Origin of the sequence: Amycolatopsis iheyensis, assembly GCF_024703995.1 — a bacterium.
In the GTDB taxonomy this organism is placed as follows: domain Bacteria; phylum Actinomycetota; class Actinomycetes; order Mycobacteriales; family Pseudonocardiaceae; genus Amycolatopsis; species Amycolatopsis iheyensis.
In genome coordinates, this window is the sequence record NZ_JAMXQV010000018.1 from 22,927 (window position 1) to 47,567 (window position 24,641).

The following is a 24,641-nucleotide window of genomic DNA, read 5'->3' on the forward strand; positions in this document are numbered from 1 at the left end:
ACGGTGGTCACTGACGGCCATATGCAGCAGAATGCCCAGGGTCAGGCGATGCGGCGAGAGGTGAGAAGACGATGGCGACGTTCTTGGTGACCGGGGCGACCGGACTGATCGGGCGCCAGTTCACCCGGCTGCTGCTCTCCCGCCCCGAAGACGACCGCGTCGCGCTGCTGGTCCGCGCGTCGAGCAAGGCCCGGCTGGCCGCACTCGTCGACCAGTGGCCGCACTCCGACCGCGTCACGCTGGTCACCGGCGACCTCGGGGAACCGCTGCTCGGCGTGTCCGAAGAGGACCGCGGCGAGCTGCGCGGGCACGTCGACCACGTCGTCCACCTCGCCGCGCTCTACGACCTCACCGCCGACGACGACGAAAGCATCAAGGCCAACGTGGACGGCACGCGCGCCGTCGTCGACCTCGCCGCCGACCTGCGGGCCGGCTGCCTGCACCACGTGTCGTCGGTCGCCGTCGCGGGTGACCACGAAGGCATCTTCACCGAGGAGATGTTCGACGCCGGGCAGCGGCTCGTCACGCCGTACCACCGGACGAAGTTCGAGGCCGAGAAGATCGTCCGCGAGCAGGACGAGGTGCCGTGGCGGGTGTACCGGCCGGCCGTCGTCGTCGGGCACTCCGAGACCGGCGAGATGGACAAGATCGACGGCCCGTACTACCTCTTCCCCGCGATCAACCGGCTCGCCGGGCTGCCGGACGTGCTGCCGATCGTCGGGCCGGACCTCGGCGACACCAACATCGTCCCGGTCGACTACGTCGCGAAGGCGCTGCTGGAGCTGGTGGTCAAGCCGGGTCTCGACGGCCGCGCCTTCCACCTCGTCAACCCCGAGCCGCAGCCGGTCGTCTCCGTCTACAACGCCTTCGCGAAGGCCGCGGGCGCGCCGACGATCACCGCGCAGCTCGGCGAAGGCCTGTCGAAGCGGATCGTCGGGCTGGTCAAGCTGACCGAGCACATCCCCGGCGTCACCATCGCCCGCGACGCCGTCATGGAGCGCTTCGGCATCCCGCCGGTGCTGCTGGAGACCATGGCGTTCCCGTCGGTGTTCTCCTCGGCCGAGACGCGCAAGGCCCTCGCCGGCAACGTCGACGTGCCGCGGCTGGAGGAGTACGCGCCGACGCTGTGGCGCTACTGGCGTGAGCACCTCGACCCGTTCCGCGCGCGCAAGCACGGGCCGCGCGGTGAGCTCGACGGCCGCCGCGTGATCATCACCGGCGCGTCGTCGGGCATCGGGCGCGCGGCGGCGTTGAAGGTCGCCGCCGCGGGCGGGGTGCCGTTGCTCGTCGCACGGCGCCGGCACGAGCTGGAAGAGGTCCGCGACGAGATCGTCGCCGCCGGCGGCACGGCGTCGGTCTACCCGGCCGACCTGACCGACGAGGACTCGGTGCGCAAGGCCGTCGACGCGATGCTGGCCGAGCATGGCCGGATCGACATGCTGGTCAACAACGCCGGCCGGTCGATCCGCCGGTCGATCAAGCTGTCCTACGACCGGATGCACGACTACGAGCGCGCGATGGCGATCAACTACTTCGGCGCGGTCCGGCTGATCCTCGCGGTGCTGCCGCACATGTCGGAGCGGAAGTTCGGGCACATCGTGAACGTGTCGTCGATCGGCGTGCAGGGCATCGCGCCGCGCTTCTCGGCGTACGCGGCGTCGAAGGCGGCGCTGGACTACTTCTCGCGGATCGCGGCGACCGAGACGCACGGCGACGGGATCACGTTCACCACCATCCACATGCCGCTGGTGCGCACGCCGATGATCCGGCCGACGAAGATCTACGACGCGTTCCCGACGAAGTCGCCGGAGCAGGCGGCGGACATGGTCATGACGGCGCTGGTCGAGCGGCCCAAGCACATCGGGACGCCGGCCGGGCAGGCGATCGGGCTGGCCTACACGCTCACGCCGGGCCTCACCGACGCCGTCGCGTACCAGGGTTTCCGGATCTTCCCGGACTCGGCCGCGGCGGGTGGTTCGGGCGGGCTCAAGATCGGGCGTGGCGAGAAACACCTCTCGCGCGCGGCGATGGCGCTCGCGCGGCTGTCCCGTGGCTTTCACTGGTGACTCAGCGTTTTCCGGGTACGGCCGTTCCGGCGACTCGCCGCCGGAACCGCGACACGTGTTGGTGATTTGTTAAGCCGAAGGGCGTAAGCGGACGGTGCCCGGGTACGGTCGGGCGCATGGTTCCTGAGCGCGACCCCGCCGCAAGCGCCCTCAACGGCCTCCTCCCCCTCCGTCGTGAGTACACCCAGGCCTGGCACGGTTACGACCGCAACGAGGTGCGGCAGTACCTCGACCACGTCGAGGCGCAGCTGCGCCGCGTGCTGAGCGAGCGTGACGGCGCGGTGCAGCAGGCCGCGGCCGCCACCCGCGAAGCCGAGTCGATCCGTTCGCAGCTGGCTTCGCTGGAAGCGCGCGTCGAGGAGCTGAAGAAGCCGCCGGAGCGGCTCGAGGACCTCGACGAGCGGATGCAGCGCACGGTGACGCTCGCGCAGGCCCGCGCCGACGAGATCATCAAGCGCGCCGAGGCCGCCGCGGAGAAGACGTGGGCGGGCTCGACCGAGGCGTCGACGAAGCTGCGCGAGCGGTACACGCGGCTGGTCTCGGAGCTGGACAAGCAGGCCGACCTGCTGCATTCCGAGCACGAGAGCGCGCTGGCGGAGACGCGCGCCGAGGTGCAGCGGCTGACGGTCGAGGCGGCGCAGCGGCGGGAGCTGCTCGACAACGAGGCGGAGCGGAAGCGGCGGAAGCTCGAGCGCGAGTTCGAGGCGTCGCAGGCCGCGCAGAAGGCGGCGCTGGAGAAGCACGTCGCAGATCAGCGCACGGCGAGCAAGAACCAGGCGGAGCGCCGGCTCGCGGAGGCGACGGCCGAGGCGAAGCGCCGGCTCGACGAGGCCACGGCGGAAGCCAAGCGCCGCCTCGACGAGGCGACCACGCAGGCGGCCCAGCGCACGACGGTGGCGAACCGCAAGGTCGAGCGGCTGGCGGAGATCCGCGAGCAGGCCCGCAAGAGCCTGGCGATGGCGGAGGACATCCTCAACCGCAGCGAGACCCAGCTGGCGACGCTGCCGGAGGAGGCGGTGATCCCCCAGGCGTCGAAGCTGGTGGGCGGCGACACCCCGGCCGAGTCCACGACTCCTTCGACGCCGGTGGTGCCGGTGGTCCAGCCGTCGATCCCGGCCTCGGCGAAGCCGGCCGCGAAGGCCGCGCCCGCGAAGCCGCTGAGCGCGCCCGCGAAGCCGAACGGCCCGGCGACCAAGCCCGCGAACGGCAATGGCGCGAAGCCGCTTTCGCCTTCGGGGAGCAAGCAGAGTTCCTGAGGTTCCGTTTTGGTGAAGGCCGCCTCGACTCCCGAGGCGGCCTTCACGGCGTTCCGGGCTGAGCAGCCCCCGAATTCCACGCTACCGGCGAGCACCGACAGTTCCGGCGCACCGGCGCGAGTTGTCCACAGCTCCGCTCAAGCGCCCCAATGTGGCCTTGGTTGCGTCAGACGCACCCAATGTGGCCTTCGGTGCGTCTGACGCACCGAAGGCCACATTGGGGCGCTTCAGGCGCGGGTGGTGCGGGGCCAGGGGTTCGCGGACTCCAGCTGGGCGGCCAAGCCCAGGAGGAGTGACTCGCCGCCGGGGCGGGCGATCAGCTGGACCGACGTCGGCAGGCCCGACCGGACGGAGCGGCCCACCGGCACCGTGATCGCCGGATAACCCGCGAAGTTCCACTGGCCCGTGAAGCCCGCCAGGCGCGTCGACGGCAGGACGTTCGTCAGCCAGCGGCGCTCGTGCCACCGGCCCGCCTTCACCGGCCAATGGGACAGCGTCGGCGTCATCAGCACGTCGTGGGACTCGAAGTACTCCGACGCCCGCGCGACCCAGCGCGCCCGCGTGCTCTCGCGGACCAGGCCCGCTCGAGACAGCAGGCGGCCCAGCCGGACGTGCGTGCGGGTCCGGCGCTGGAAGCGGGCGAAGTCGAAGTCACGGGCCTGCTGCGCCGGGCCCGCCAGCCAGCGGGCCGTCATGCCCAGGACCATCGTCGACGGGTAGCGCGGGGCCGACGTCGAGATCGTGTGCCCGGCCGCGGCCAGGATGTCCGACGCCCGCGCGACCGCCGCCACCAGCTCTCGCGGCACCGGTGAGCGCAGCAGCGGGACCGTTGTCGACATACCGACACGCGACGCGGACGGCGTCGGCACCGAAGCCAGCGAAGGCCGGCTCGCCAGCACCGACAACAGCAGTGCCGCGTCCGCCACCGTCGTCGTCAGGGGGCCGTGCACCGACATGCCGAACCAGCCGCCTTCGGCCAGCAAGTCCGCGCCCGGCTTCAGGCCGACCAGGCCGCACATCGCCGCCGGGAGGCGGACCGAGCCCATGCCGTCCGTTCCGTGCGCCACCGGGACCAGCCCTGCCGCCACCGCCGCCGCGCTGCCGCCGGACGAGCCGCCCGAGGCGTACGTCGGGTCCCAGGGGTTGCGGGCGATGCCGTCCGGGGTGTCGCTCATCGGCCAGACGCACAGCTCCGGCACGCGCGTCAGCCCGACGAGCACCGCGCCCGCCGCCCGCAGCCGCGCGGCGATCACGCCGTCCTCCGTGAAGAGCGCGGCCGGGCCCGCCACCGAACCGTGCGACGCGTACTCGCCCTCGATCGCCGTGACGTCCTTGACCGCGACGGGCACCCCGGCCAGCGGCAGCGCCGCCAGGTCCGGCCGCGCGGCCACCGACGCGGCCTCCTCGAGCGCCTCGGCCGCACGCACCCGCCGGAACGCGCCCACCACGCCGTCCGCCGCGGCGATCCGGTCGAGTGCTTCCTTCGTCACCTGCACCGGGTCCAGGTCGCCGGCCCGCACCGACGCGGCGATCTCTGCTGCGGTCACCACCATGATCGTGACCCTAGCCCCACCAGGGGTCAGATCGCGCCCGCCCGCAGCGCGTAAGCGACGGCGTGCGCGCGGTTGTTGAGGCCGCAGCGCGTCATCAGGCCGTAGAGGACGTTCTTCACGGTCCGCTCCGAGTAGCAGAGCTTCGCCGCGATCTCCTCGGTCCCGAAGCCCTCGGCGACCAGCCGCAGCACGTCGCACTCGCGCGCGGCGAGCCCGGACAGCGTGAGCCCGTTCGGCTCCAGGACGTCCCGGCGCATCCGCTGGACCTGCGAAAGCAGCGCCCCCTGCAGCCGCGGCGGCAGGTTCGCCGTGCCGTCGCCCGCCGCGAGCACCGCCGTCACCAGCTCCGCCCCGCCCGTCTCACGGCGCGGCAGGATCGCCACGACGCCGCTCTCCAGCACCGCCATCAGGTCGCTCTCGCGGAAGTGCTCGACGACCAGCACGACGTGCGACGCCTTGGCCGCGCGGATCTCGTCCAGCACCGTCTCGTTGACGTGCTCCTCCATCACCAGCAGCACGTCGGGCACCAGGTCGGTGACCCGGACGTCGGGATGGGACTCCAGGAGGCTCACCGCGCCGGCGTGCGTGATCGGGTCCGAGGCGAGGACGGTCACTTCGACGGGCTTCATGACCGCAGTGTGGACGGCGGGTCTTCACGCCTTCCCTATTCCGTCTTCACGCGCGTGAAGAATTCACCACGGCGTCGCCGGACCGTCGCCACCACGGGTCAGCTCGCCGAACGCCTCGCGGGCCCGGTCCAGGCACCCCGGCATCCGCTCGGCCGCCCGGCCCCAGTCGTGCTTGGCCCGCCGGTACTCCTCCCGCGCCTCCCAGGTCCAGCCGGTCAGCTCGGGCTCCACAGTGGACTCCAGCGCGGCGAGCAGCTCGCCCAGCTCGCCGGTGATCGACCCCATCCGGTCCAGGACGAGGTCGGCGAACCCGAAGTCCAGGTCGCGGCGGGTCATGACCGGCGCTGGCGCGGCACCCGGCCGCCGGTCGTCTCCAGCAGCCAGGCCAGCCGCGAGAGGATGACGTCGAACTCCTGCTCCCAGTCGCGCATCGCCTGGCCGAACCGCACCGAAGCCTCCCCGCGCCAGGACGCCTGGACGATCGCCATCTCGCTGGAGACGTCGAGGAGCCGCGAGTTGGCCGCCTCGATGGCGCACGCGAAGCGGGCGGCGGCTCGCTTCATGTCCTCCGTCGGCGCGGCTGTGGCCATGACGTCTCCTCGGGGTCCGGGCCTCCCGAGCCTGACGCACGCCCCGGCCCGGCGAAACCCCGCCCGCACGCCGTTGCCCGAATGTCCGCCATCCTTGCCTGCCGGTTCACGGCGGCCGCGTATGCTCACGTCAGGCATCCGGCGCGTGACACTTTGTCAGCGCACGAAGGGAGATCGATGTCGGCTGCGGACGGCTCCGCACCGAGACTCCAGCTGCTCGGCCCGGTCAAGGCGTGGGACGGCGAAACGGAGCTCGACCTCGGCTCCGCGCACCGTCGGACGGTACTCGCGACGCTCGCGATGAACCCGAACCGCACGGTCTCGCGCGAGGAGCTGATCGACGCCGTCTGGGGCGAGGCGCCGCCGCAGAGCGCGCAGGGCTCGATCTACACCTACGTCTCCGGGCTGCGGCGCGCGCTCGAACCCGGCCGCGCCAAGGGTGAGGGCCCGCAGCTGCTCGCGTCGATCGGCTCCGGCTACTCGCTGCAGCTCGACTCCGACGCGATCGACGTCCACCGCTTCGAAACCCTGCGTGAGCTGGCCCAGCGCAAGCAAACAGCCGGCGACCTCCGCGGCGCGCGCGAAGTCCTCGACGAAGCTCTCGACCTCTGGCACGGCGTCCCGCTGTCGGGCCTGCCCGGGCCGTTCGCCGCCGCGCAGCGCGCGCGGCTGGCCGAGGTGCGGCTGGCGACGATCGAGCGGCGCGCCGAGATCGTGCTGGACTCGGGCGGGCACACCGAGCTCGTCGCCGAACTGACCGCGCTGACCCGCGAACACCCGTTCCGCGAAACGCTGCGCGGGCTGCTCATGCGTGCGCTGGCGCGCTCGGACCGGCGGACCGAGGCGATCGCCGTGTACACCGACGTCCGCGACAAGCTGGTCGAGTCGTCGGGCACCGAGCCGGGCCCGGCGCTGCGGCGGCTGTACGAGCAGCTGCTGGAAAAGCCCGCCGCGGCCCCGAAACCGCCGCCCCCGGTGCGCGTGACACGGGTCCCCGTGACGTCACTTCCGGACCGCGCCGACGCTTTCGTCGGCCGCGCGCCCGAGCTGGCCCGGCTGCGCGAGGCGATCGCCGACGTCGCCGCGGGCACCGGCCGGTCGTTGTGGCTCGAGGGCGAACCGGGCAGCGGCCGCACCGCGCTGCTGGCCGAGCTGCTCGCCGAGGCCCAGGACCTCAAGCCCGCCTTCGCCGCCGCGGACGCCCTCGACCAGCGGTTCGCGCTGCGGCCGTTGCTCGACGCGCTCGGCGTGCACCCGCGGGCCACCGACGAGCGCCGCGCGAACCTGGCCGCCCGCCTCGCCGAGCAGCCCGGCGAAGACCCGGTCGACGGCCTGCTCGGGCTGGTCCGCGAGCTGTGCGCGGAGGCGCCGCTGGTGCTCGCGGTCGATGACCTGCACTGGGCCGACGACAGCACCCTGCGCCTCTGGCGCTACCTGAGCCGGGAGACGCGGGAGCTGCCGTTGCTGCTGGTCGGCGCGTGCCGGCCGGTGCCGAGACCGGCCGCGCTCGACGAGCTGAGGGCCGAGCTCGACAACGATGTCACGACCGTGCTCGCGCTGCCCCCGCTGACCGAAGCCGACACCACGGAACTGGCCACCGAGCTGGTCGGCGCGCCACCCGGCCCGGGCCTGCGGACGCTGGTCTCCTACGGCGCCGGGAACCCGCGCTACGTCCGGGAAATCGTCGAGACGCTGCTCGGGCAGTCGATGATCGTGCTCGACGGCGTCCACGCGCACCTGGACGGCGACTCGTGCCAGAGCATCCCGGCGCCGCTGGGGTCGCGGATCACGCTGTACCTGAGCTTCCTCTCCAGCGGCACCCGGGACACCCTGCGCTGGGCGGCGATGCTCGGCCGCGAGTTCGCGTTGTCGGACATCGCCGTCGCCACCGAGCGGCCGCCGACGGCGCTGGTCGGCGCGGTCGACGAGGCGATCACGTCCGGGGTGCTCGTCGAGTCGGGCGACCGGCTCGCGTTCCGGCATTCGCTCGTGCGGCGCGTGCTCTACGAGAAGACCCCGGCCGCGATGCGCGTGGCGCTGCACCGGCAGCTGGCCGAGGCGTTCACGGCCGCGGGCGCGCCGGCGCTGCGCGTCGCCGAGCAGCTGGCGGCCGCGCCCGCGCAGGTCGATCCGTGGGTCACCGCGTGGCTGCTGGAGCACATCGGCACGGTCGCCACCGAGGCGCCGCGGATCGCCGTGGACCTGCTGCGGCACGCCGTCACGGCCGGGACGCCGGCGGCGGACGCGCGGGAGACGCTGACCGCGACGCTCGCCCGGCTGCTGTTCTGGCTCGGCCGGGAGCCCGAGGCCGAGGCACGTTCGGTCGTCGCGCGGACGTCGGACAGCAAGCGCGCGGCCGAGATGCGCTGGATCCTGGCCTACATCTACTACCGCCGCGGCGACTTCGCCGAGGCGACGGCCGAGCTGAAGCGCACCCTCGACGACGCCGACGTCCCGGAGATGTGGCGGGGGCGGCACGAGTCGCTGCTGTCGACGCTGGAGAAGCTCGGCGAGGAGACCGGCCTGGTGCCGGCCGGGCTGCACCCGCTGGACGACGCGGCGCTGTCCGTGCCGACGATGGACAGCCTGGACGAAGCGGCCGAGCCGCTCGACGCCGCCCGCCGCATCGCCACGACGCGGGCGGTGCCGGGCGAGATGCACTTGGCCGGCGCGGTGCACTACTACTGGCTGGGCCGCTGGCCGGAGGCGCTGGGCGAGCTGGACGCGGTGATCCGCGACGGCGCGGAGACGGCGTCGTACGTGTTGCGCAGCCCGGGTTCGGCGCTGCTGGTGCACGGCGTCGGCGCGCTGATCGCCGGGCACCGCGGCGAGCCGGCGGTGGCCCGGACGCACCTCGACGCGGCGGGCCGCCGCCAGTGGCCACCGGGCCTGGAGCCCGACGGCGGCGACTTCCTGCTGGCGGCGCAGGCGTTGCTGGCCGAGCAGGACGGCCGGCCGGAGGCGGCGCTGGCCGCGTTGCTGCCGCTGCTGGAGGACAACTACCCGCCGGCCGCACGGCACCAGTGGCTGCCGGACCTGGTGCGGCTGAGCCTGCGGCTCGGCGAGCCCGGCCACGCCGAGCGGGCAGTGCGCCTGCTGGGCCCGGCGGGCGAGGTCCCCCCGGCCCACGCGGCCGCGGCGGCGCACTGCCGCGGCCTGCTGACGGGCGACCCGCAACCGGTCCTGACGGCGGCGGGTCACTACCGAGCTGCGGGCAGGGTGTTGAAGCAGGCGAAGGCAACCGAGGACGCGGCGATCCTGCTGGCGGAGTCGGGCGGGCTGGCGGAGGCACGCACGGCGTTCCGGGCCGCGTTGACGGCTTACAACGGGATGGGCGCGGTGTGGGACGTGCGGCGGGCGGAGGCCCGGATGCAGCCGTTCGGCATTCGGCGCGCGGGGGTCGCCCGGCCGCGGGCGGTTGCGGCGGAGTGAGCCGGGCCGGGTCTTGCCGGCCGCGGGCGGTTGCCGCGGACTGAGCCCGACCGGGACAGTCTCGCCGCCCGCCATTCGGCAGGCCGAGGCCACCGGCGGCCGCCGCCGAGCGAGCCGGGGCCGGGGCGGCTCTACCTTGCCGCCATCCGACACCAGGCAGGGCGAGGCGGTCGCCGCGAAGTGAGCCCGACCGGCACAGCTCTCGCCGCCCGCCACTCCGCACCCGGCAGGCCGAGGCCACCGGCGGCCGCCGCCGAGCGAGCCGGACCGGGGCGGCTCTACCCAGCCGCCATCCGACACCCGGCAAGCCGCGGCGGTCGCCGCGAAGCGAGCCCGACCAGCACAGCCCTCGCCAGCCGCCACTCCCCACCCAGCAGCCCGAAGCCACCGGCGGCCGCGGCGAAGCGAGCCGGACCGGGGCGGCTCTACCCAGCCGCCATCCGACACCCGGCAAGCCGCGACGGTCGCCGCGAAGCGAGCCCAACCAGCACAGCCCTCGCCGCCCGCCACTCCCCACCCGGCAGCCCGAAGCCACCGACGGCCGCCGCCGAGCGAGCCGGACCGGGGCGGCTCTACCCAGCCGCCATCCGACACCCGGCAAGCCGCGACGGTCGCCGCGAAGCGAGCCCAACCGACACAGCCCCCGCCGCCCGCCACTCCCCACCCAGCAGCCCGAAGCCACCGGCGGCCGCCGCCGAGTGAGCTCGGCGAGCCCTTCCCCGGAAGCAGCCGTTCGGCATCCGGCGCGCGGGCTCGGCGCGCTGTTGCCGCCGAGTGAACCCGGGCCCCGCCCCAAACGAGCGAGCCGCATACCGGTCAGCCGATCGGTACCGAACGGCCCAGCGCAACCCGATCGGGGGTTGCCACGTCAGTAAGCTCGCCGGAGTAGTCGGCAGCGAAAGATGTCCGCCGGGGTCCTGGGGGCCCGCCCCCGGCGGGTCGTCCCCTGAGGGAACGGCAGGGTCATGCGAGGGGAAGCGGACACCGGTCTGCGAGTGGGCGTGCTCGGCCCCCTGCGGGCCTGGCGAGGGACAGCCGAAATCGGCCTGGGTCCCGCTCGGCAGCGTGCGATCTTCGCTGTGCTCGCGGTCAACGCCGGCCGGCCCGTGCCGCGGGCCGAACTGATCGCCGGGGTCTGGGGTGACGCCGCGCCCGCGAGTGTCGAGGGCAGCGTCCACACCTACGTCTCCGGGCTGCGGCGGGCGCTCGAACCCGACCGTTCGCGCTGGTCGGCCGCCAGCGTCCTGGTGTCGGACCCGGCGGGCTACTCCCTGCTGCTCGACGAGGACGCCCTCGACGCCGCCGTCTTCGAACGCCACCGTGAACGCGCGCGGCAGCACCTCGACACAGGCGACCCGCGCGCGGCCGTCACCGAGCTCGACGCCGCCCTCGCGCTCTGGCAGGGGGAAGCGCTCTCCGGCGTGCCCGGCGGGTTCGCCGAGCGGCACCGCGAACACCTCGCCGAGCTGCGGCTGGACACCCTCGAGCGGCGCGTCGAGGCCCTGCTCGCGCTCGGCGGGCACCTCGACCTCGCGCCGGAGCTGGCCGTCCTGGCCGGTGAGCACCCGCTGCGGGAGTCGCTGCGCGAGTCGCTCATGCTCGCCCTCTACCGCAGCGGGCGGCACGCCGAAGCCCTCGACGTCTTCCGTGACGCCCGCGCCACGCTCGTCGACGAGCTCGGCGTCGAGCCCGGCCCGGCACTGCAACGCCTCCAGCAGCAGATCCTCGCCCAGGACCCCGTCCTGGACGCGCCGGCCGCGCCGGTCGAGGTCACCGGGCACCGGCTCTTCGGCCGCGAAACCGAGACCGCGCGGCTGGCCGAGCTCGTCGCCGACGTCCGGGCCGGCCGGGGCCGGGCCGTGTGGATCGAGGGCGAGGCCGGGATCGGCAAGTCCGAGCTGCTCACCAGCTCGCTGCCGGACGGCCCCGGCTTCCAGCGGCTCTGGGCGGCCGCCGACGAGCTGAGCACCCGGTTCCCGCTGCAGGTGATGGTGGAGTGCCTGGCGATCGACGCGCGCTCGGCCGACCCGCGGCGCGCGCGGGTCGGGAAGGAGCTCGCGGGCGACCCGGTGCGGCGCAGCTGGGGCCCGGCCGACCCGGTGCTCGGCGCCGTCGACCGGCTGCTGGCCTTGGTCGACGAGCTGTGCGCGGACTCGCCGCAGGTGCTGGTCGTCGACGACCTGCAGTGGGCCGACGAGGCGTCCGTGCTGGTCTGGCACCGGCTCTGCGCGGCGACCCGGCAGCTGCCGCTGCTGCTGGTGGCCGCGACCCGGCCGGCCCCCGACCGCGCCGAGCTCGCCCAGCTGCGGCGCGGGGTGCTGGCGCGCGACGGCGTCGTGCTCGACCTCGCGCCGTTGACCGGCGAAGACGTCGGACGGCTGATCGAGGATCAGATCGGGGCGGCGCCCGGGCCGGGGCTGCGCGAGCTGGCCGCCCGTGGTGCGGGGAACCCGTTGTACGTCAAGGAAATGGTCGACGTCCTGGTGCACGCCGGCGCGGTCGAGGTGACCGGCGGTGAGGCCGACGTCGACGATCCCGAGGAGTTCGAGGCGCCGCCGTCGCTGGTCGCGGCGGTCGACCGGCGGCTCGACTTCCTGCCCGCGCGCACGCGCGAAGTGCTGCGCTGGGGCGCGTTGCTGGGTATGGAGTTCGCCGTCGGGGACATCGCCGCGGTGCTCGGCGCACGGCCGTCGGACCTGCTGGAACCGCTGGAAGAAGCCGTCGCGGCGAACGTGCTCGTCGACACCGGCACGCAGCTCGCGTTCCGCCATCCCCTGCTTCGCCAGGCGCTTTACGACCGGCTGCCGGCCGGGACGCGGGCGGCGTTGCACCGGCAGGCGGCCGAGGCGCTCGCCGGGATCGGGGCGCCGGTGAAGCGCGTCGCCGAGCAGCTCGTCGCCGCACCGGCCACTGTGGACGAATGGGTGCTCGACTGGCTGGCCGGGCACCACGCGGCCGTCTCCAACCGGGCGCCGCTGATCGCCGTCGAGCTGTTGGAACGAGCGCTGGCCGCGGGGGCGGGCCCGCGCCGCGAAGTGCTGCTGGTGGCCCTGGTCAAGGTGCTGTTCCGGCTCGAACGCAGCCCGGAAGAGCTGGCGCGGCAGGCCCTCGACGTCGCCACCGAGCCGGACGCCGTCGAGGAGATGCGGCACGTGCTCGCGGCACTGCGCCACCGCCGTGGCGACACCGAAGGCGCGGTCGCGACACTCGGCGCGTCGGCCGACGACCCGGCCGTGCCGGAGCTGTGGCGCGTCCGGCACCGGCAGCTGCTGGCCAACTTCCGCCGCGGCGATCTGTCCGATTTGGACACCGCGGAAAAGGCGGCGTACGAGACGAAGTCGCTCGCGGGCGGCGACCGGTACCTGACCGCGCACGCGCTGCAGACGTTGTGGCTGGTCGATTCCGTGCGCCGCGAGCACGACTCCGCGCTGGCGCACGTCGACGCGGCGATCGAGGCGGTCGGCGACGAGCACGAGCTGGCCGACCTGCACCTGGACCTGCTCGACAACCGCGTGTTCACACTGCAGAACCTCGACCGGCTGGCCGAGGCGGGCGAAGCGCTGCGCATGGCGGGCGAAGTCGCGGCACGGCACGCGATGCCGGTCGGGCTGCAGGTGTCGGTCGCGGTGCACCGGTACTGGGAGGGCCGCTGGGACGAGGCGCTGGTCGAGCTGGACACGGTGACCGAGGACGGCCCGGCGATCACGTTCTACGGCCTGCGCGAGCCGGGCCCGGCGGCGTTGCTGCTGCACGGCGTAGCGGCGCTGATCGCGGGCCACCGCGACGACCACGCGCAGGCGGCGGCCCACCTCGACGCGGCGGAGGAGTACGCGCCGGCGACCAGCGCCGAGCGCGAGAGCTTCGACTTCCTGCTGGTCGCCGACGCCCTCGCGGCCGAGCAGCGCGGCGACCGGGCGCGGGCGCTGGCGGTCCTCGAGCCGATCCTGAACCCGACGTACGCGCAGATGATGCTGCGCCACCAGTGGCTGCCTACGTTCGTCCGGCTGGCGATGGACCAGGACGACGTCGAGCGCGCCCGCCGGGCGCTGGCGGTCTGCGAGGAGGAGGCGGCGAAGGAGCGACGTCCGGCGCGGGCGTACGCGGCGGCGTCGTGGTGCCGCGGCCTGATCGAGGAGGACCCGGCGGCGGCACTGGCGACGGCGGAGCACTTCCGCGCGGTCGGCCGCCGCCCGGAGCTGGCTTCGGTGCTGGAGGACGCGGCGGTCCTGCTGGCCCGCGAAGGACGCTTGGACGCGGCGCACGCGGCGTTCGAGGAGGCGGCGGAGCTGTTCACGGCGCTGGGCGCCCGTTGGGACCTGCGCCGGGCCGAGACGCGGTTGCGCCGGCTGGGCGTGCGCCGGGGCGCGCTGTTCGCGTCGATCCGCCCGGGCCACGGCTGGGAGTCGCTGACGCCGATCGAGATCCGCATCGCGAGCCTGGTGGCGGAGGGCCGCTCGAACCCGGACATCGCGGCGGAGCTGTCCCTCCCGCGGCGGACCGTGCAGGCCCATGTGACGCGGTTGCTGGGGAAGCTGGAGACGCCGTCGCGGTCGGGGGTCGCGGACGCGTTCCGCAACCGGCCCTAGTCCGCGCGGTCCGGCAATGCGCCCCAATGTGGCCTTGGTTGCGTCTGACGCACCCAATGTGGCCTTCGGTGCGTCAGACGCACCGAAGGCCACATTGGGGCGCTTGGTCACACCGGTGCCCCGCTCGAAATCCCGCGGACGACGTGCCGGCCCAGCAGCAGGAACAGCACGATGATCGGCAGCACGCCCAGCGTCGCGCCGGTCAGCATCAGCGCGTAGTCCGTGTAATACCCGCTCGCCAGCTGCGACAGCGCCACCTGCACGGTCGGCGTCTCGTTCGGGTCGAGGACCACCAGCGGCCAGAAGTAGTCGTTCCACGCGGCCATGAACGTCAGCATCGCGAGCACCGCCGCCGCCGGGCGCAGCGCCGGGACCGCCACGTGCCAGTACGTGCGCAGGATCGAGCAGCCGTCCACCGTCGCCGCGTCGACCAGGTCCGCCTCGATCGCGTGCTCGCACGCCTGGCGCATCCAGAACACGCTGAACGCGCTCAGCAGCCCCGGCACGATCACCGCCTCGAGCCGGCCGTACCAGCCGAGCTCGCCCACCACCAGGTACAGCGGGATGACGCCGAGCTGCGCCGGCACCATCGCCGAGCCGACCACCAGCAGGAACAGCGTGTCGCGGCCGCGGAACCGCAGCCGCGCGAAGGCGAACCCGGCCAGGCTCGCCAGCACCACGTTCGACACCATCACGGTGCCCGCGACGATCAGCGAGTTGCCCAGCGCCAGCCAGAAGTCGACGGTGTCGAACACGCGACGCACGTTCTCGACCAGGTGCCCGCCCGGCAGCAGCAGCGGCGACGCCTCCCCGATCGCCGAGTTGTCGCGTGTGGACACCACGAACGACCAGTACAGCGGGAAGATCGACGCGCCGAGCACGCCGACCAGCAGCACGTAGACCCACCCGGCGGGGCGTCTCACGACGACCTCACGAACCGGCGCACCAGCCGGTAGTTGACCAGCGCGAACACCGCGCAGATCACGAACAGCACCCAGGTCAGCGCGGCCGCGTAGCCGGCGTCGAAGTGCGTGAAACCCTTCTCGTACAAGTACATCACCAGCGTCTGGAACTGGCGGTCGTTGCCGCCGGTGCCGCCCGACCCGCCGTCGAACAGCTGCGGCTCGGCGAACAGCTGCAGGCCGTTGACCGTGCCGGCGATCGCGGTGAACGCCAGCGCCGGCCGGATGCCCGGCACGGTGACCGACCAGAACGTCCGCCAGCGCGAAGCCCCGTCCAGCGCCGCGGCTTCGTAGAGCTCCCCCGGCACCGCCTGCATCGCCGCCAGGTAGATCAGCGCGTTGTAGCCGGTCCAGCGCCAGAGCACCATCGACGCCACCGCGAGGTGCGACGTCCAGGTCTTCGCCTGCCAGTTGACGGGCGCGACGCCGAACCAGCCCAGCACCTCGTTGACCACGCCGTAGTCGCGGCTGAACAACTGCCCGAACACCAGCCCGATCGCGACGACGGACACGACGTTCGGCAGCAGGATCCCGGTGCGCCACCACGTCGCCGCACGCAGCGGCCGGTCCAGCAGCGCCGCGATGCCCAGCGCCAGCAGGAACTCCGGGACGGCGGCGAGCAGGAAGATGCCGACGGTGTTGGCCAGCGCGTTGTAGAAGTTCGGGTCCGCCAGCAGTTCGCCGTAGTTGGCGAGGCCGAGGTAACCCTGGTCGCCTTCGAGCAGGTTCCAGTCGTGCAGCGACACCCACGCCGTGTACAGCAGCGGGAACGCGCCGAAGACGACGAACAGCGCGAAGAACGGCGCCACGAGCAGCAACGGCGTGACCCCGCGACCGGACCGACCGAGCACGCGCCGCTACTTCAGGACGGCTTGTGCCTGCCGGACGGCGTCCGCCCAGGCCTGGTCGACGTTCTGCGTCCTGTCCTCGATCCGCCCGAGGGCCCGGCCGAACTCCGGCCGGACGTCGGCGTCACGCAGGCCGCGGTAGTTGGGGCGCAGCTTGTCGGCCGACGCGGCGAAGATCCGGCCGATCGGCGCGTCGCCGAAGTACGGGTCGGTGTGCGCGACGACCTGCGGGTCCTCGAACACCGACGGCTCGCTGGGCAGGATGCCGTCGGAGAGAAAGAGCTTCTTCTGCTGCTCCGGCGCGGTCAGCCAGCGCGCGAGCTCGTACGCCTCTTTCGGGTGCGCGCCCTGTTTCGGCACGGTCAGGAACGAGCCGCCCTGGTTGCCGCTGGCGCCGGGCACGGTCGTGACGTCCCACTTGCCCTTGCCGGCGTCGCCGCCGGCTTCCTTGATCTGGCTGAGCATCCAGGCCGGGCAGGCGACGGTGGCGAACGAGCCCTGCTTGATCGCGACGTTCCAGGCCTGGGTGAAGGTCGTCGCCGCGGCGGTCTCGCCCTTCGCCGCGATGCCACCCGAGAGGTAGAAGGCGTTGTGCACGCTGGGGTTGCGGTCGGCGATGAACGAGTCGTCGGCCGCGGAGAAGTAGTTTTCCGGCGACTGGTTGAGCATCGCGGTGTAGACGGTGCCGGCGGAGTCGGCGAACTTGACGCCCGGTGTCTTCCGGGTGAACTCCTCGGCGGTGGCGGCGTAGGCGGGCCAGTCGGGCATCAGCTTCGCGACCGCGTCCCGCTCGGTCGGCAGGCCGGCGGCCGCGAACAGGTCGCGCCGGTAGCAGAGCGCGAGGCTGCCCATGTCGGTGCCGAGGCCGAGGACGAACGAGCCGTCGCTGCCCTGCGCCCACTTCCACGGCGCCCACTGCTTTTCCAGGTCGCGGGCGCCGTACTGCGCGAGGTCGGCGAACTTGTCCTTCGCCTTGCGGTACTGCGGGATGTACTGCTCTTCGATCGCGACGACGTCGGCGGCGCCGCGGCCGGTGGCGAGCTGCGTCGCGAGACCCTTGTGGTGGGTGTCGAAGTCGGTGACGCGGTTCTGCACCGCGATGTCCGGGTGCAGCTTCTCGTACTCGGCGATCAGCGGCGCGTAGCCGAATTCGCCGAAGGTCGCGATGGTGAGCTTCGTCTTGCCACCGGCGTCACTCGGGCTGCAGGCGGCGAGCAGGATCAGCGCGGCGACCGCGGGGGCCGTCCGGCGGATGATCGTTCGCACAGGCGTGAGCTTCCCTCAGATCACACCGGCCCGCACGGCGTAGGCGACCGCGTGCGGCCGGTTGCGCAGGTTGAGCCGGTTGGTCATGGCGTAGATGACGTTCTTCACGGTCCGCTCCGAGTAGCAGAGCTTTCCCGCGATGTCGGCAGTGTCCCAGCCTTCGGCCATCAGGCGAAGCACATCCACCTCGCGCGGCGTCAAAGCCGCGCCGTCACCTTCGCCGGAAAGCGCTTCGACCTGGTCGCGCAGCGACGTCGAACGGCCGCGCGCGGCAGCGAGCACGGTCTCGGTGAGCCGGTCGAGCGCGGTCCGCGGCAGCACGGCGGAAACGTGGCAGTCGGCCAGCAGCGTCAGGTGCGCGGGGTCGACGTGCCCGGCGACCAGCACGATCGCGGCGGGCGACTCGGTCGCGGCGGCCCGCAGCGCGGCGATCGCCTCGCGGTCGACCTGCCCGACGGCGAACACCAGCACGGCCGCCTCACCGCGGCGGGCGCGGGGCACGACCAGCAGCTCCGGGCGGGACCTCAGGTGGTTGATCAGTCCGGTGAGCGCGATCGGATCCGACGCCCACGCCGCCACTCGCACCTGGTCCATCGAACCCTCCACCCCTGTCGTGCTCCGGTGGGGCCAGTCTGCTGAGGCCGCCTTCATGAATTCTCTAAGGTCGGTGACGCCGTTCTTCACGCCGTGAAGTCGAGCCGTCGACTACCGTCATGGGGCACGCCGATGACCGAAGGGACCGATGAACCACCGACGCTTGGCCGCCCCCAAGGCGGCACTGTGCCTGCTCGCCGCGTCTTTCCTGGTCACGGGCTGCGGGTCGACGGCCGTGTCCGGATTGGCCGTCCCGCAGTCGTCGGCCCCGCCCTCCCCGTCACCCCGCGCGGCGCCGGCTTCACCGGCGCCGACGTCGCGGCTGGCCCGGCCCGGTGACTGCGCGTCGACGGCGAGCGGCCTCGACGTCCGCGCCCAGGTCGCGCAGCTGGTCGTCGTGGGGGTCACCGGCGACAACCCGGCGGCCACCGTTTCGCTGGTGCGGGACAACCAGGTCGGCGGAATCTTCATCGGTGGTAACGCAACAGCGTTGTTGAAAGATCGTTCCCTGGACGCGGTGCAGGCCGCCGCGAAGGTGCCGGTCGCCGTCTCGGTCGACGAAGAAGGCGGCCGCGTCCAGCGCATCGACGACCTCGACGGGGACATGCCCTCGGCGCGCGAGCTGGCCGCGACCAAGTCGCCGGAGCAGGTCCGGACGATCGCCGCCGACCGCGGCCGGCAGCTCAAGGCCCGCGGGGTCACCGTGGACTTCGCGCCGGACACCGACGTCACGGACGCCCCGGACGACGACGTGATCGGCGACCGCTCCTTCAGCCCCGACCCGGCGCGCGTGAAGACGTACGCGAAGGCGTTCGCAGCGGGGCTGCGTGACGCGGGGATCCAGCCGGTGCTCAAGCACTTCCCCGGCCACGGCCACGGTTCCGGTGACTCCCACAAGGGCACGGTCGTGACGCCGCCGCTCGACAAGCTGCGGGCCGTCGACCTCGTGCCGTACCGCAACCTCGCCGACTACGGCCCGGTCGCGGTGATGGTCGGCCACCTCGACGTGCCGGACTTGACGAACGGCGTCCCGGCGTCACTTTCGCCGGCCGCGTACGGGTTGCTGCGCAAGGAGTTCGCCTTCACCGGCCCGGTGCTGACCGACGACCTCGGCGCGATGAAGGCGATCACGGCGCAGTACCCGCTGCCGGACGCGGTGCTCAAGGCGTTGCAGGCCGGCGCGGACGAGGCGCTGTGGTCGTCCGGCGGCCGGGTGAACGAGGTGCTGGACCGGCTGGTCAAGGCCGTCGGCACCGGTGAGCTGCCGAAGGCGCGCGTGCAGGAGTCGGTGGCGCGCGTGCTGCGCGCGAAAGGCGTCTGCGGCTGAAGCTGCCTAGACTGCGGCTCACCAAACGTGAGGAGCGGAATGGCACACCTGGGCGGCACCTTCACCCTCGGCGGCGAACTGGCCGTGACGCGCATGGGCTACGGCGCCATGCAGCTGGCCGGGCCCGGCGTCTGGGGACCGCCGCGCGACCACGACGCGGCCGTCGCCGTGCTGCGCGCGGCCGTCGAAGCCGGGGTCACCCACATCGACACCAGTGACTACTACGGCCCGCACACCGTGAACGCCGTCATCAAGGAAGCCCTCCACCCCTACCCGGACTCGCTGCACCTGGTCACGAAGGTCGGCGCGCGGCGCTCACCCGACAAGGCGTGGCCGGCCGCGCTGTCGGCCGAGGAGCTCACCCAGGCCGTGCACGACAACCTGCGCAACCTCGGCCTGGACGCGCTCGACGTCGTCAACCTGCGGCTCAGCAACGACGCCGGCGAGTACCCGGTGGCGATGTCGCTGGCCGAGCCGTTCGGCGTGCTCGCCGAGCTGCGGCAGCAGGGCCTGATCCGGCACCTCGGCGTCAGCCACGTCAGCGCGGACCAGCTCGACGAGGCGAAGGCGATCGCGCCGGTCGTGTGCGTCCAGAACCAGTACAACCTGGCGCACCGCGAAAACGACGACCTCGTCGACAAGTGCGCCGCCGAGGGCATCGCGTTCGTGCCGTACTTCCCGCTCGGCGGCTTCAGCCCGCTGCAGTCCGGGCTGCTCGACGACTGCGCCGCCCGGCTCGGCGCGACGCCGATGCAGGTCGCGCTGGCCTGGCTGCTGCGGCGGTCGCCGTCGATGCTGCTCATCCCGGGCACGTCGTCGCTCGAGCACCTGCGGCAGAACCTCGACGCGGCGTCGCTCGAACTCCCCGCGGACGTGCTCGCCGACCTGGACCGGATCGGGGTCGCCTGATGGCCGAGTGGGGCGACCTCGTCGCGTACATCAGGCAGGCGTACCGGGTGGTGCGCGACGAGCCCGACGAGATCCGGATCCGGCTGATCTTCGGCAACGAGCCCGACACCGAGAGCCGCGCCCAGATCATGGTGATCGCGCGCGAGATCCTCGACCAGCGCGAGGACTGGGTCCAGATCGCGACGCCGTTCGCCCGCCACGACGAGGTCGACCTCCTCGAGGTGCTGACCGAGGTCGGCGAATCGACCGTCGTGGGCGGGCTCGCGGTGATGGGTGACCACCTCGTGCTGCGTCATTCGCTGCCGCTGATCAACCTGGACATCAACGAGTTCATCGACCCGCTGGAGCTGGTGGCGGGCGCGGCCGAGCTGCTGGAGCAGCAGTTCACCGGCCGAGACGACTACTGAGCGGGATGACGGCGAGGGCGGCGGCCACGGTGAGCCCGGCGGCAACGCCGAGCACCGCGGTCGCCGTCACGCCGCCCAGGTAGAGACCGCCGAGCAGCGCGACGCCGAGCGTGCCGCCCAGCTGCTGGACCGCGTTGAGCAAGCCGGCCGCCGACCCGGTTTCGTGCGGGCGCACCCGGTGCAGGGCCGCGGTGAAGAACGGCACCGTGAACGTCCCCATGCCGAGCCCGCACAACGCCAGTGCCGGCCCGTCGGCCCCGGCGAGGATCCCGGCCACCAGCAGCGCCAGCCCGGCGAACATCACGCGCGGGCCGAACTTCGGCACCAGCTTCGCCCCGGCGAACCACGACGACACCGCGAGCCCGGCCGAAAGCGGCAGCAGCGTCAGGGCCGCGGTGCGGACGTCGGCGCCCTCGCCGAGCTGCAGCCGCAGCGGGACCAGCAGCATCAGCCCGGTCATCACCGCGAAGAACAGCAGCGACCCGGCGAGCGCGGCCGGGAACCCGCGGTTGGTGAACAGGCTCGGCTCGACCAGTGGCGCGGCCGTCCGGCGCTGCTGCACCCCGAACACCACCAGCACCACGGCGCCGGCCGGCAGAAGCGCCCAGTTCGTCCCCGCGATCAGCGGGTAGCCGAGCAGCCCGGTCCCGGCGACCACGAGCACCGTGCCGATGACGTCGAGCCGGGGGCGCGTCTCGGCGCGGTCTTCGCGGAGGAGCCGGGCGGCGAGCAGCACCGCGAGCCCGAGCGGAACGTTCACCAGGAACGCCGCCCGCCACGACAGCGCGTGGGTGAGCAGGCCGCCCAGCAGCGGGCCGGTGACCGCGGACAGGCCCATCACCGGGCCGATGCTGCCGAGGGCCTTCGCCAGGTCGTCGCCGTCGAAGAGGGCGCGGATGAGGCCGATGGTCTGCGGGATGACCAACGCCGCCACGGCGCCCTGCACCGCGCGGGCCCCGATCAGCAGCCCGGCGGCCGGCGCGACCGCGCAGGCCAGCGAAGCCAGCACGAAGCCGGCGACGCCGATCTTGAAGGTCCGGGCGCGGCCGAAGATGTCGCCGAGCCGGCCGCCGGTGATCAGGAAGACCGCGAAGGGCAGGGTGTAGGCCGCGCTGAACCACGGGATGTCGGCGGCCGGGCCGGACAGGTCGGCGTGCACGGCCGGGCCGGCGACCTGCACGATCGTCGCGTCGAGGAGGTTCATCGCTTCGGCGGTGAGCAGGACGGCCAGTGCGGCCCGGCGGGTTCGGATCATGGCCGGACCTTGACTTTCCCGCGGCCGTGACTTCCACTTTTCCGGGGTTGTTCGCTGATTTCTTCCACTGGGGCGGCTGTTGTGGCGATTCTTGACGACGTCGACCGCGCGTTGATCCACGCGCTGCACCTCGACGGTCGGGCGCCGTTCACGAAGATCGGCGAGGTCCTCGGCGTCTCGACGCAGACGATCGCGCGGCGCTACCGGCGGCTTCGCGCCGAGGCCTCGCTGCGCGTGGTCGGGCTGCCGGACCCGCAGCGCGCGGGCCAGGCCGAGTGGATGGTCCGGCTCACGGCGACACCGCACACGGCGCAGGACCTCGCGCACGCGCTGGCGCGGCGCGCGGACACGGCGTGGATCAAGCTGATGTCCGGCGGCACGGAGATCTGCGTCAACGTGCACACGCCGGCCGCGAGCGACCACGCGCTGCTGCTGCGGGACATCCCGCGCACGGCGAGCATCACGGCGGTGTCGGCGCACCAGCTGCTGCACCGCTACTTCGGCGGCCCGACGGCCTGGCTGGGCCGCGCCCGCTTCCTGGACGACGCGCAGATCGCGGCGCTGACACCGGCGTTCGCCGGTCCGGGCAAGCCGCTGACCGCCGACGACGCGGCGTTGCTGGCGGAGCTGGCCCGCGACGGCCGCGCGAGCCTGGCCGAGCTGGCCACGGCAACGGGCTGGTCCGCCTCGACGGTCGCGCGCCGGCTGGCCGACCTCCAGGCGGGCGGCACGGTGTTCTTCGACCTGGAGGTCGACACGAGACCCCTGGGCGCGACGACGCACGCGCTGCTGTGGATGGCGGTGGCCCCGGCCCACCTCGACGCGGTGGCCCGAGAGCTGGCCACGCACCCGGAGCTGGCCATCGTCGCGGCGACGACCGGGCCGGCGAACCTGGTCGCGCACGCACTGTGCGACGACGCGGCGGCTTTGCACCGGTACCTGACCCAGCGGTTGGGTGCGCTGGAGGCGATCCGGACCCTGGAGACCGCGCCGGTGCTGCGGACCATCAAGGCCGCCGCCTCACGCTGAGCCGGGCCGGTTGGGGTGCCGGGCTGGCCTGCGCTGCCGCACGCTGAACCGGCGGCGGGCTGGGCCGCCGGGGCCGCGGGCTGCGCCAACCCGGGCACGCCGAGCCGCCTCACGCGGAGCCCGGGTGGCTCGCGCCGGCGGGCTGCGCCATCCAGGCCGCGCCACCGCAATCCACCCCATCACGCGCCGCACCACCCCAAGCCGCTCAACCGCACGCCCCGCCACCACACGCCCCGCCATCCCAAGCCGCCCAACCGCACGCCCCGCCACCGCGTAGTTCGCCGAGCCAACCCGGGTCAGGCGGGTTTGCGGGCCAGCACCCTCCCCTGCGGCACCCGCGCGGCCGGATCGCGCAGCACCTTCGTCAGCACCTCGAACCCCGCGTCGCGCACCAACTCGCCCACCCGATCCAGTGGCAGCCAGTAGATGTCCAGCGAAAAGCCCTCGTGGCCGTAACCGTCGGTCCGGTGGTGGCGCCGGTCGCCTTCGTGGAAGCCCAGCTGCAGGTGGCCGCCCGGGCGGAGCACCCGGAACAGCTCTTCGCAGACCCGCGGCAGGCGCTCGGGCGGGGTGTGGATGATCGAGTACCAGGCCACCGCGCCGGCGAGGCCGCCGTCCGGGAAGTCCAGCTCCAGCAGCGATCCCAGGGAAAACCGCAGGCCGGGGTGATCGCGGCGGGCAATGGCCAGCATCTCCGGGGACAGGTCGACGCCCGAGATGTCGAGGCCCGCTTCGGCGAGGTAGGTCGTCACCCGGCCGGTGCCGCAGCCGAGGTCGGCCACCGGGCCGCCGCCGTCCGCCTGGACGAGGTCCGCGAACGTCGTCAGCAGCGCGCGGTCGTGGAGGTCTTCGACGATTGGTGGCGCGAACGCGTCGTAGCTCCCGGCAACGATGTCGTAGGTTTCGCGAGTCGGGTTCAGGAACAGGTCGTCGGTCACCGCGCGGACGCTAGCGGCAGGCACCGACAGTTTCCGCGAAGCGTCCTAAGTGGACTCCGCTTTCCCGAGGTGGTCGAGCATCGTGCGGACGGCCTCGAACTCGCGGACCTCCTGGCGGCAGTCCGGGCACGCGGCGAGGTGCCGCTCCACCCGGGCCGCCTCCGCGGCTTCGAGCAACCCCAGGCTGTAGGCCCCGAGGTCGGTCCGGTCGTACCGGCCCATCGATCGCGTCTCCGTTTCCGCGTCCCGCGAGGGCACGCCCGCACTACCGGACGTCTCCAGAGTCCTGGCCGGTACGCCGCACCGGCACCGTTCCCCCGTTTTCCACCCGATCGGCCGACAACTACGGGAGGCGAACAGCCCATGTGAGTGACGCGGCGTCGTCACGGAACACGCCGGGCCGGACACGGAAAGTCTTCGTGCGACGAATTTCCCGGATTCGGCGTCATGGCTCCGAAGCGGGCTCGTCGGAACTGCGTCGGGCCCGGATTTTTCGGCCTCGACCAGGGCAACAGGCGATCCGAAACGAGGAGAGCGAGCGATGATCACACGGAGCCACGACGTCGTCGACGAGGTCGGGGTGTGGCTGGCCGGGGAGTTCGCGGGGCGGCTCCCGGCCGCGGAGATCGACCACGTCGTCCGGGCGACGCGGATCGACCTCGAAAGCAGCATCGCGCCGGAGGAGCTCGGGGAGATGCTCCACCGGCTGAGCCGCGCCCGGCTGCAGCGGATCCTGCAGCTCACGCCGGCGACGAAGCTGCGGATCCCGCGCGCACGGTGATCCACGGGCCCGCCGGGGCACCGCGCGCCGGAAGCGCCGCGCCCCGGCCGCCCCGCCGACGAACGGCACGTCGAACTCCTTCCCCGCCAACGAATCCACGGCCACCGACCGCCCGCACGCGTGAAGCCGCGGTCGCCGAACGGTTCACCGCCGGAGACATTCGCGCAGTTCCCTTGCCCGGACCACCAGTTTTCTTGACTGGACTAGACCAAT

The 24,641-nt window shown here is 73.2% G+C and carries 20 protein-coding genes; 9 read left to right on the forward strand and 11 right to left on the reverse strand.

Features of this window, described 5'->3' with window-relative positions; genetic code table 11:
- The first annotated feature begins 71 nt into the window (after positions 1–71).
- Both M8542_RS30555 and M8542_RS30560 read left to right on the forward strand, forming a co-directional pair.
- The gene (locus tag M8542_RS30555) at positions 72–2,066 is read left to right on the forward strand and encodes an SDR family oxidoreductase (RefSeq protein ID WP_257923741.1); all 1,995 of its coding nucleotides are present in this window, start codon (positions 72–74) and stop codon (positions 2,064–2,066) included.
- 116 nt (positions 2,067–2,182) lie between these two features.
- Positions 2,183–3,322: a coiled-coil domain-containing protein gene (locus M8542_RS30560; RefSeq protein ID WP_257923742.1), complete on the forward strand. Its 1,140-nt coding sequence runs from the start codon at positions 2,183–2,185 to the stop codon at positions 3,320–3,322.
- 227 nt (positions 3,323–3,549) lie between these two features.
- On the opposite strand, the gene M8542_RS30565 is transcribed toward M8542_RS30560, so the two are convergent.
- From M8542_RS30565 to M8542_RS30580, 4 genes are all read right to left on the reverse strand, one after another.
- Positions 3,550–4,875, reverse strand: a complete 1,326-nt coding sequence (locus M8542_RS30565; protein WP_257923743.1) for an amidase — start codon at positions 4,873–4,875, stop codon at positions 3,550–3,552.
- 26 nt (positions 4,876–4,901) lie between these two features.
- Positions 4,902–5,504, reverse strand: coding sequence for a helix-turn-helix transcriptional regulator (locus M8542_RS30570; RefSeq protein WP_257923744.1), 603 nt, complete (start codon positions 5,502–5,504; stop codon positions 4,902–4,904).
- Between the two features lie 63 nt (positions 5,505–5,567).
- Positions 5,568–5,840, reverse strand: coding sequence for a WXG100 family type VII secretion target (locus tag M8542_RS30575; RefSeq protein WP_257923745.1), 273 nt, complete (start codon positions 5,838–5,840; stop codon positions 5,568–5,570).
- On the reverse strand, positions 5,837–6,094 hold the full coding sequence (locus M8542_RS30580) for a WXG100 family type VII secretion target (protein WP_257923746.1): 258 nt from the start codon (positions 6,092–6,094) through the stop codon (positions 5,837–5,839). The genes M8542_RS30575 and M8542_RS30580 overlap by 4 nt, the downstream gene beginning before the upstream one ends.
- Before the next feature lie 177 nt (positions 6,095–6,271).
- On the opposite strand from M8542_RS30580, the gene M8542_RS30585 reads away from it, so the two are divergent.
- Together M8542_RS30585 and M8542_RS30590 are read left to right on the forward strand one after the other, a co-directional pair.
- Positions 6,272–9,526, forward strand: a complete 3,255-nt coding sequence (locus M8542_RS30585; protein ID WP_257923747.1) for an ATP-binding protein — start codon at positions 6,272–6,274, stop codon at positions 9,524–9,526.
- 965 nt (positions 9,527–10,491) lie between these two features.
- Complete coding sequence (locus M8542_RS30590) at positions 10,492–14,112, forward strand: BTAD domain-containing putative transcriptional regulator (protein WP_257923748.1); 3,621 nt, start codon at positions 10,492–10,494, stop codon at positions 14,110–14,112.
- Positions 14,113–14,219: 107 nt separating this feature from the next.
- Here M8542_RS30590 and M8542_RS30595 read toward each other — a convergent pair whose 3' ends face one another.
- From M8542_RS30595 to M8542_RS30610, 4 genes are read right to left on the reverse strand one after another with little or no spacing between them, the layout of a single operon-like run.
- Positions 14,220–15,035, reverse strand: coding sequence for a carbohydrate ABC transporter permease (locus tag M8542_RS30595; protein ID WP_257923749.1), 816 nt, complete (start codon positions 15,033–15,035; stop codon positions 14,220–14,222).
- Positions 15,032–15,925 carry a carbohydrate ABC transporter permease gene (locus tag M8542_RS30600; RefSeq protein ID WP_257923750.1) on the reverse strand — a complete coding sequence of 298 codons (894 nt, stop codon included), beginning with the start codon at positions 15,923–15,925 and terminating at the stop codon, positions 15,032–15,034. The genes M8542_RS30595 and M8542_RS30600 overlap by 4 nt, the downstream gene beginning before the upstream one ends.
- A 6-nt stretch (positions 15,926–15,931) precedes the next feature.
- Positions 15,932–17,188: an ABC transporter substrate-binding protein gene (locus tag M8542_RS30605; RefSeq protein ID WP_257923751.1), complete on the reverse strand. Its 1,257-nt coding sequence runs from the start codon at positions 17,186–17,188 to the stop codon at positions 15,932–15,934.
- A gap of 15 nt (positions 17,189–17,203) precedes the next feature.
- Positions 17,204–17,782 carry a helix-turn-helix transcriptional regulator gene (locus tag M8542_RS30610; protein ID WP_257923752.1) on the reverse strand — a complete coding sequence of 193 codons (579 nt, stop codon included), beginning with the start codon at positions 17,780–17,782 and terminating at the stop codon, positions 17,204–17,206.
- Positions 17,783–17,930: 148 nt separating this feature from the next.
- On the opposite strand from M8542_RS30610, the gene M8542_RS30615 reads away from it, so the two are divergent.
- Genes M8542_RS30615 through M8542_RS30625 form a run of 3 tightly spaced genes read left to right on the forward strand, consistent with a single transcriptional unit; the run spans position 17,931 to position 20,425 of the window.
- Positions 17,931–19,109 carry a glycoside hydrolase family 3 N-terminal domain-containing protein gene (locus M8542_RS30615; RefSeq protein ID WP_257923753.1) on the forward strand — a complete coding sequence of 393 codons (1,179 nt, stop codon included), beginning with the start codon at positions 17,931–17,933 and terminating at the stop codon, positions 19,107–19,109.
- 39 nt (positions 19,110–19,148) lie between these two features.
- The gene (locus tag M8542_RS30620) at positions 19,149–20,018 is read left to right on the forward strand and encodes an oxidoreductase (RefSeq protein ID WP_257923754.1); all 870 of its coding nucleotides are present in this window, start codon (positions 19,149–19,151) and stop codon (positions 20,016–20,018) included.
- Positions 20,018–20,425, forward strand: coding sequence for a hypothetical protein (locus M8542_RS30625; RefSeq protein ID WP_257923755.1), 408 nt, complete (start codon positions 20,018–20,020; stop codon positions 20,423–20,425). The genes M8542_RS30620 and M8542_RS30625 overlap by 1 nt, the downstream gene beginning before the upstream one ends.
- Here M8542_RS30625 and M8542_RS30630 read toward each other — a convergent pair.
- The gene (locus M8542_RS30630; RefSeq protein ID WP_257923756.1) at positions 20,403–21,680 is read right to left on the reverse strand and encodes an MFS transporter; all 1,278 of its coding nucleotides are present in this window, start codon (positions 21,678–21,680) and stop codon (positions 20,403–20,405) included. The genes M8542_RS30625 and M8542_RS30630 overlap by 23 nt on opposite strands.
- An 81-nt stretch (positions 21,681–21,761) precedes the next feature.
- Here M8542_RS30630 and M8542_RS30635 point away from each other — a divergent pair, with 81 nt between their 5' ends.
- Positions 21,762–22,709 (forward strand): Lrp/AsnC family transcriptional regulator, encoded by a 948-nt coding sequence (locus tag M8542_RS30635; RefSeq protein ID WP_257923757.1) that lies wholly within the window; start codon positions 21,762–21,764, stop codon positions 22,707–22,709.
- Positions 22,710–23,005: 296 nt separating this feature from the next.
- On the opposite strand, the gene M8542_RS30640 is transcribed toward M8542_RS30635, so the two are convergent.
- Both M8542_RS30640 and M8542_RS30645 read right to left on the reverse strand, forming a co-directional pair.
- On the reverse strand, positions 23,006–23,647 hold the full coding sequence (locus M8542_RS30640; protein WP_257923758.1) for a class I SAM-dependent DNA methyltransferase: 642 nt from the start codon (positions 23,645–23,647) through the stop codon (positions 23,006–23,008).
- Positions 23,648–23,692: 45 nt separating this feature from the next.
- Positions 23,693–23,869 carry a zf-HC2 domain-containing protein gene (locus tag M8542_RS30645; protein WP_257923759.1) on the reverse strand — a complete coding sequence of 59 codons (177 nt, stop codon included), beginning with the start codon at positions 23,867–23,869 and terminating at the stop codon, positions 23,693–23,695.
- Positions 23,870–24,188: 319 nt separating this feature from the next.
- Between M8542_RS30645 and M8542_RS30650 the strand changes: the two genes are divergently transcribed.
- Positions 24,189–24,428, forward strand: a complete 240-nt coding sequence (locus M8542_RS30650) for a hypothetical protein (RefSeq protein WP_257923760.1) — start codon at positions 24,189–24,191, stop codon at positions 24,426–24,428.
- The last annotated feature ends 213 nt before the right edge of the window (positions 24,429–24,641 follow it).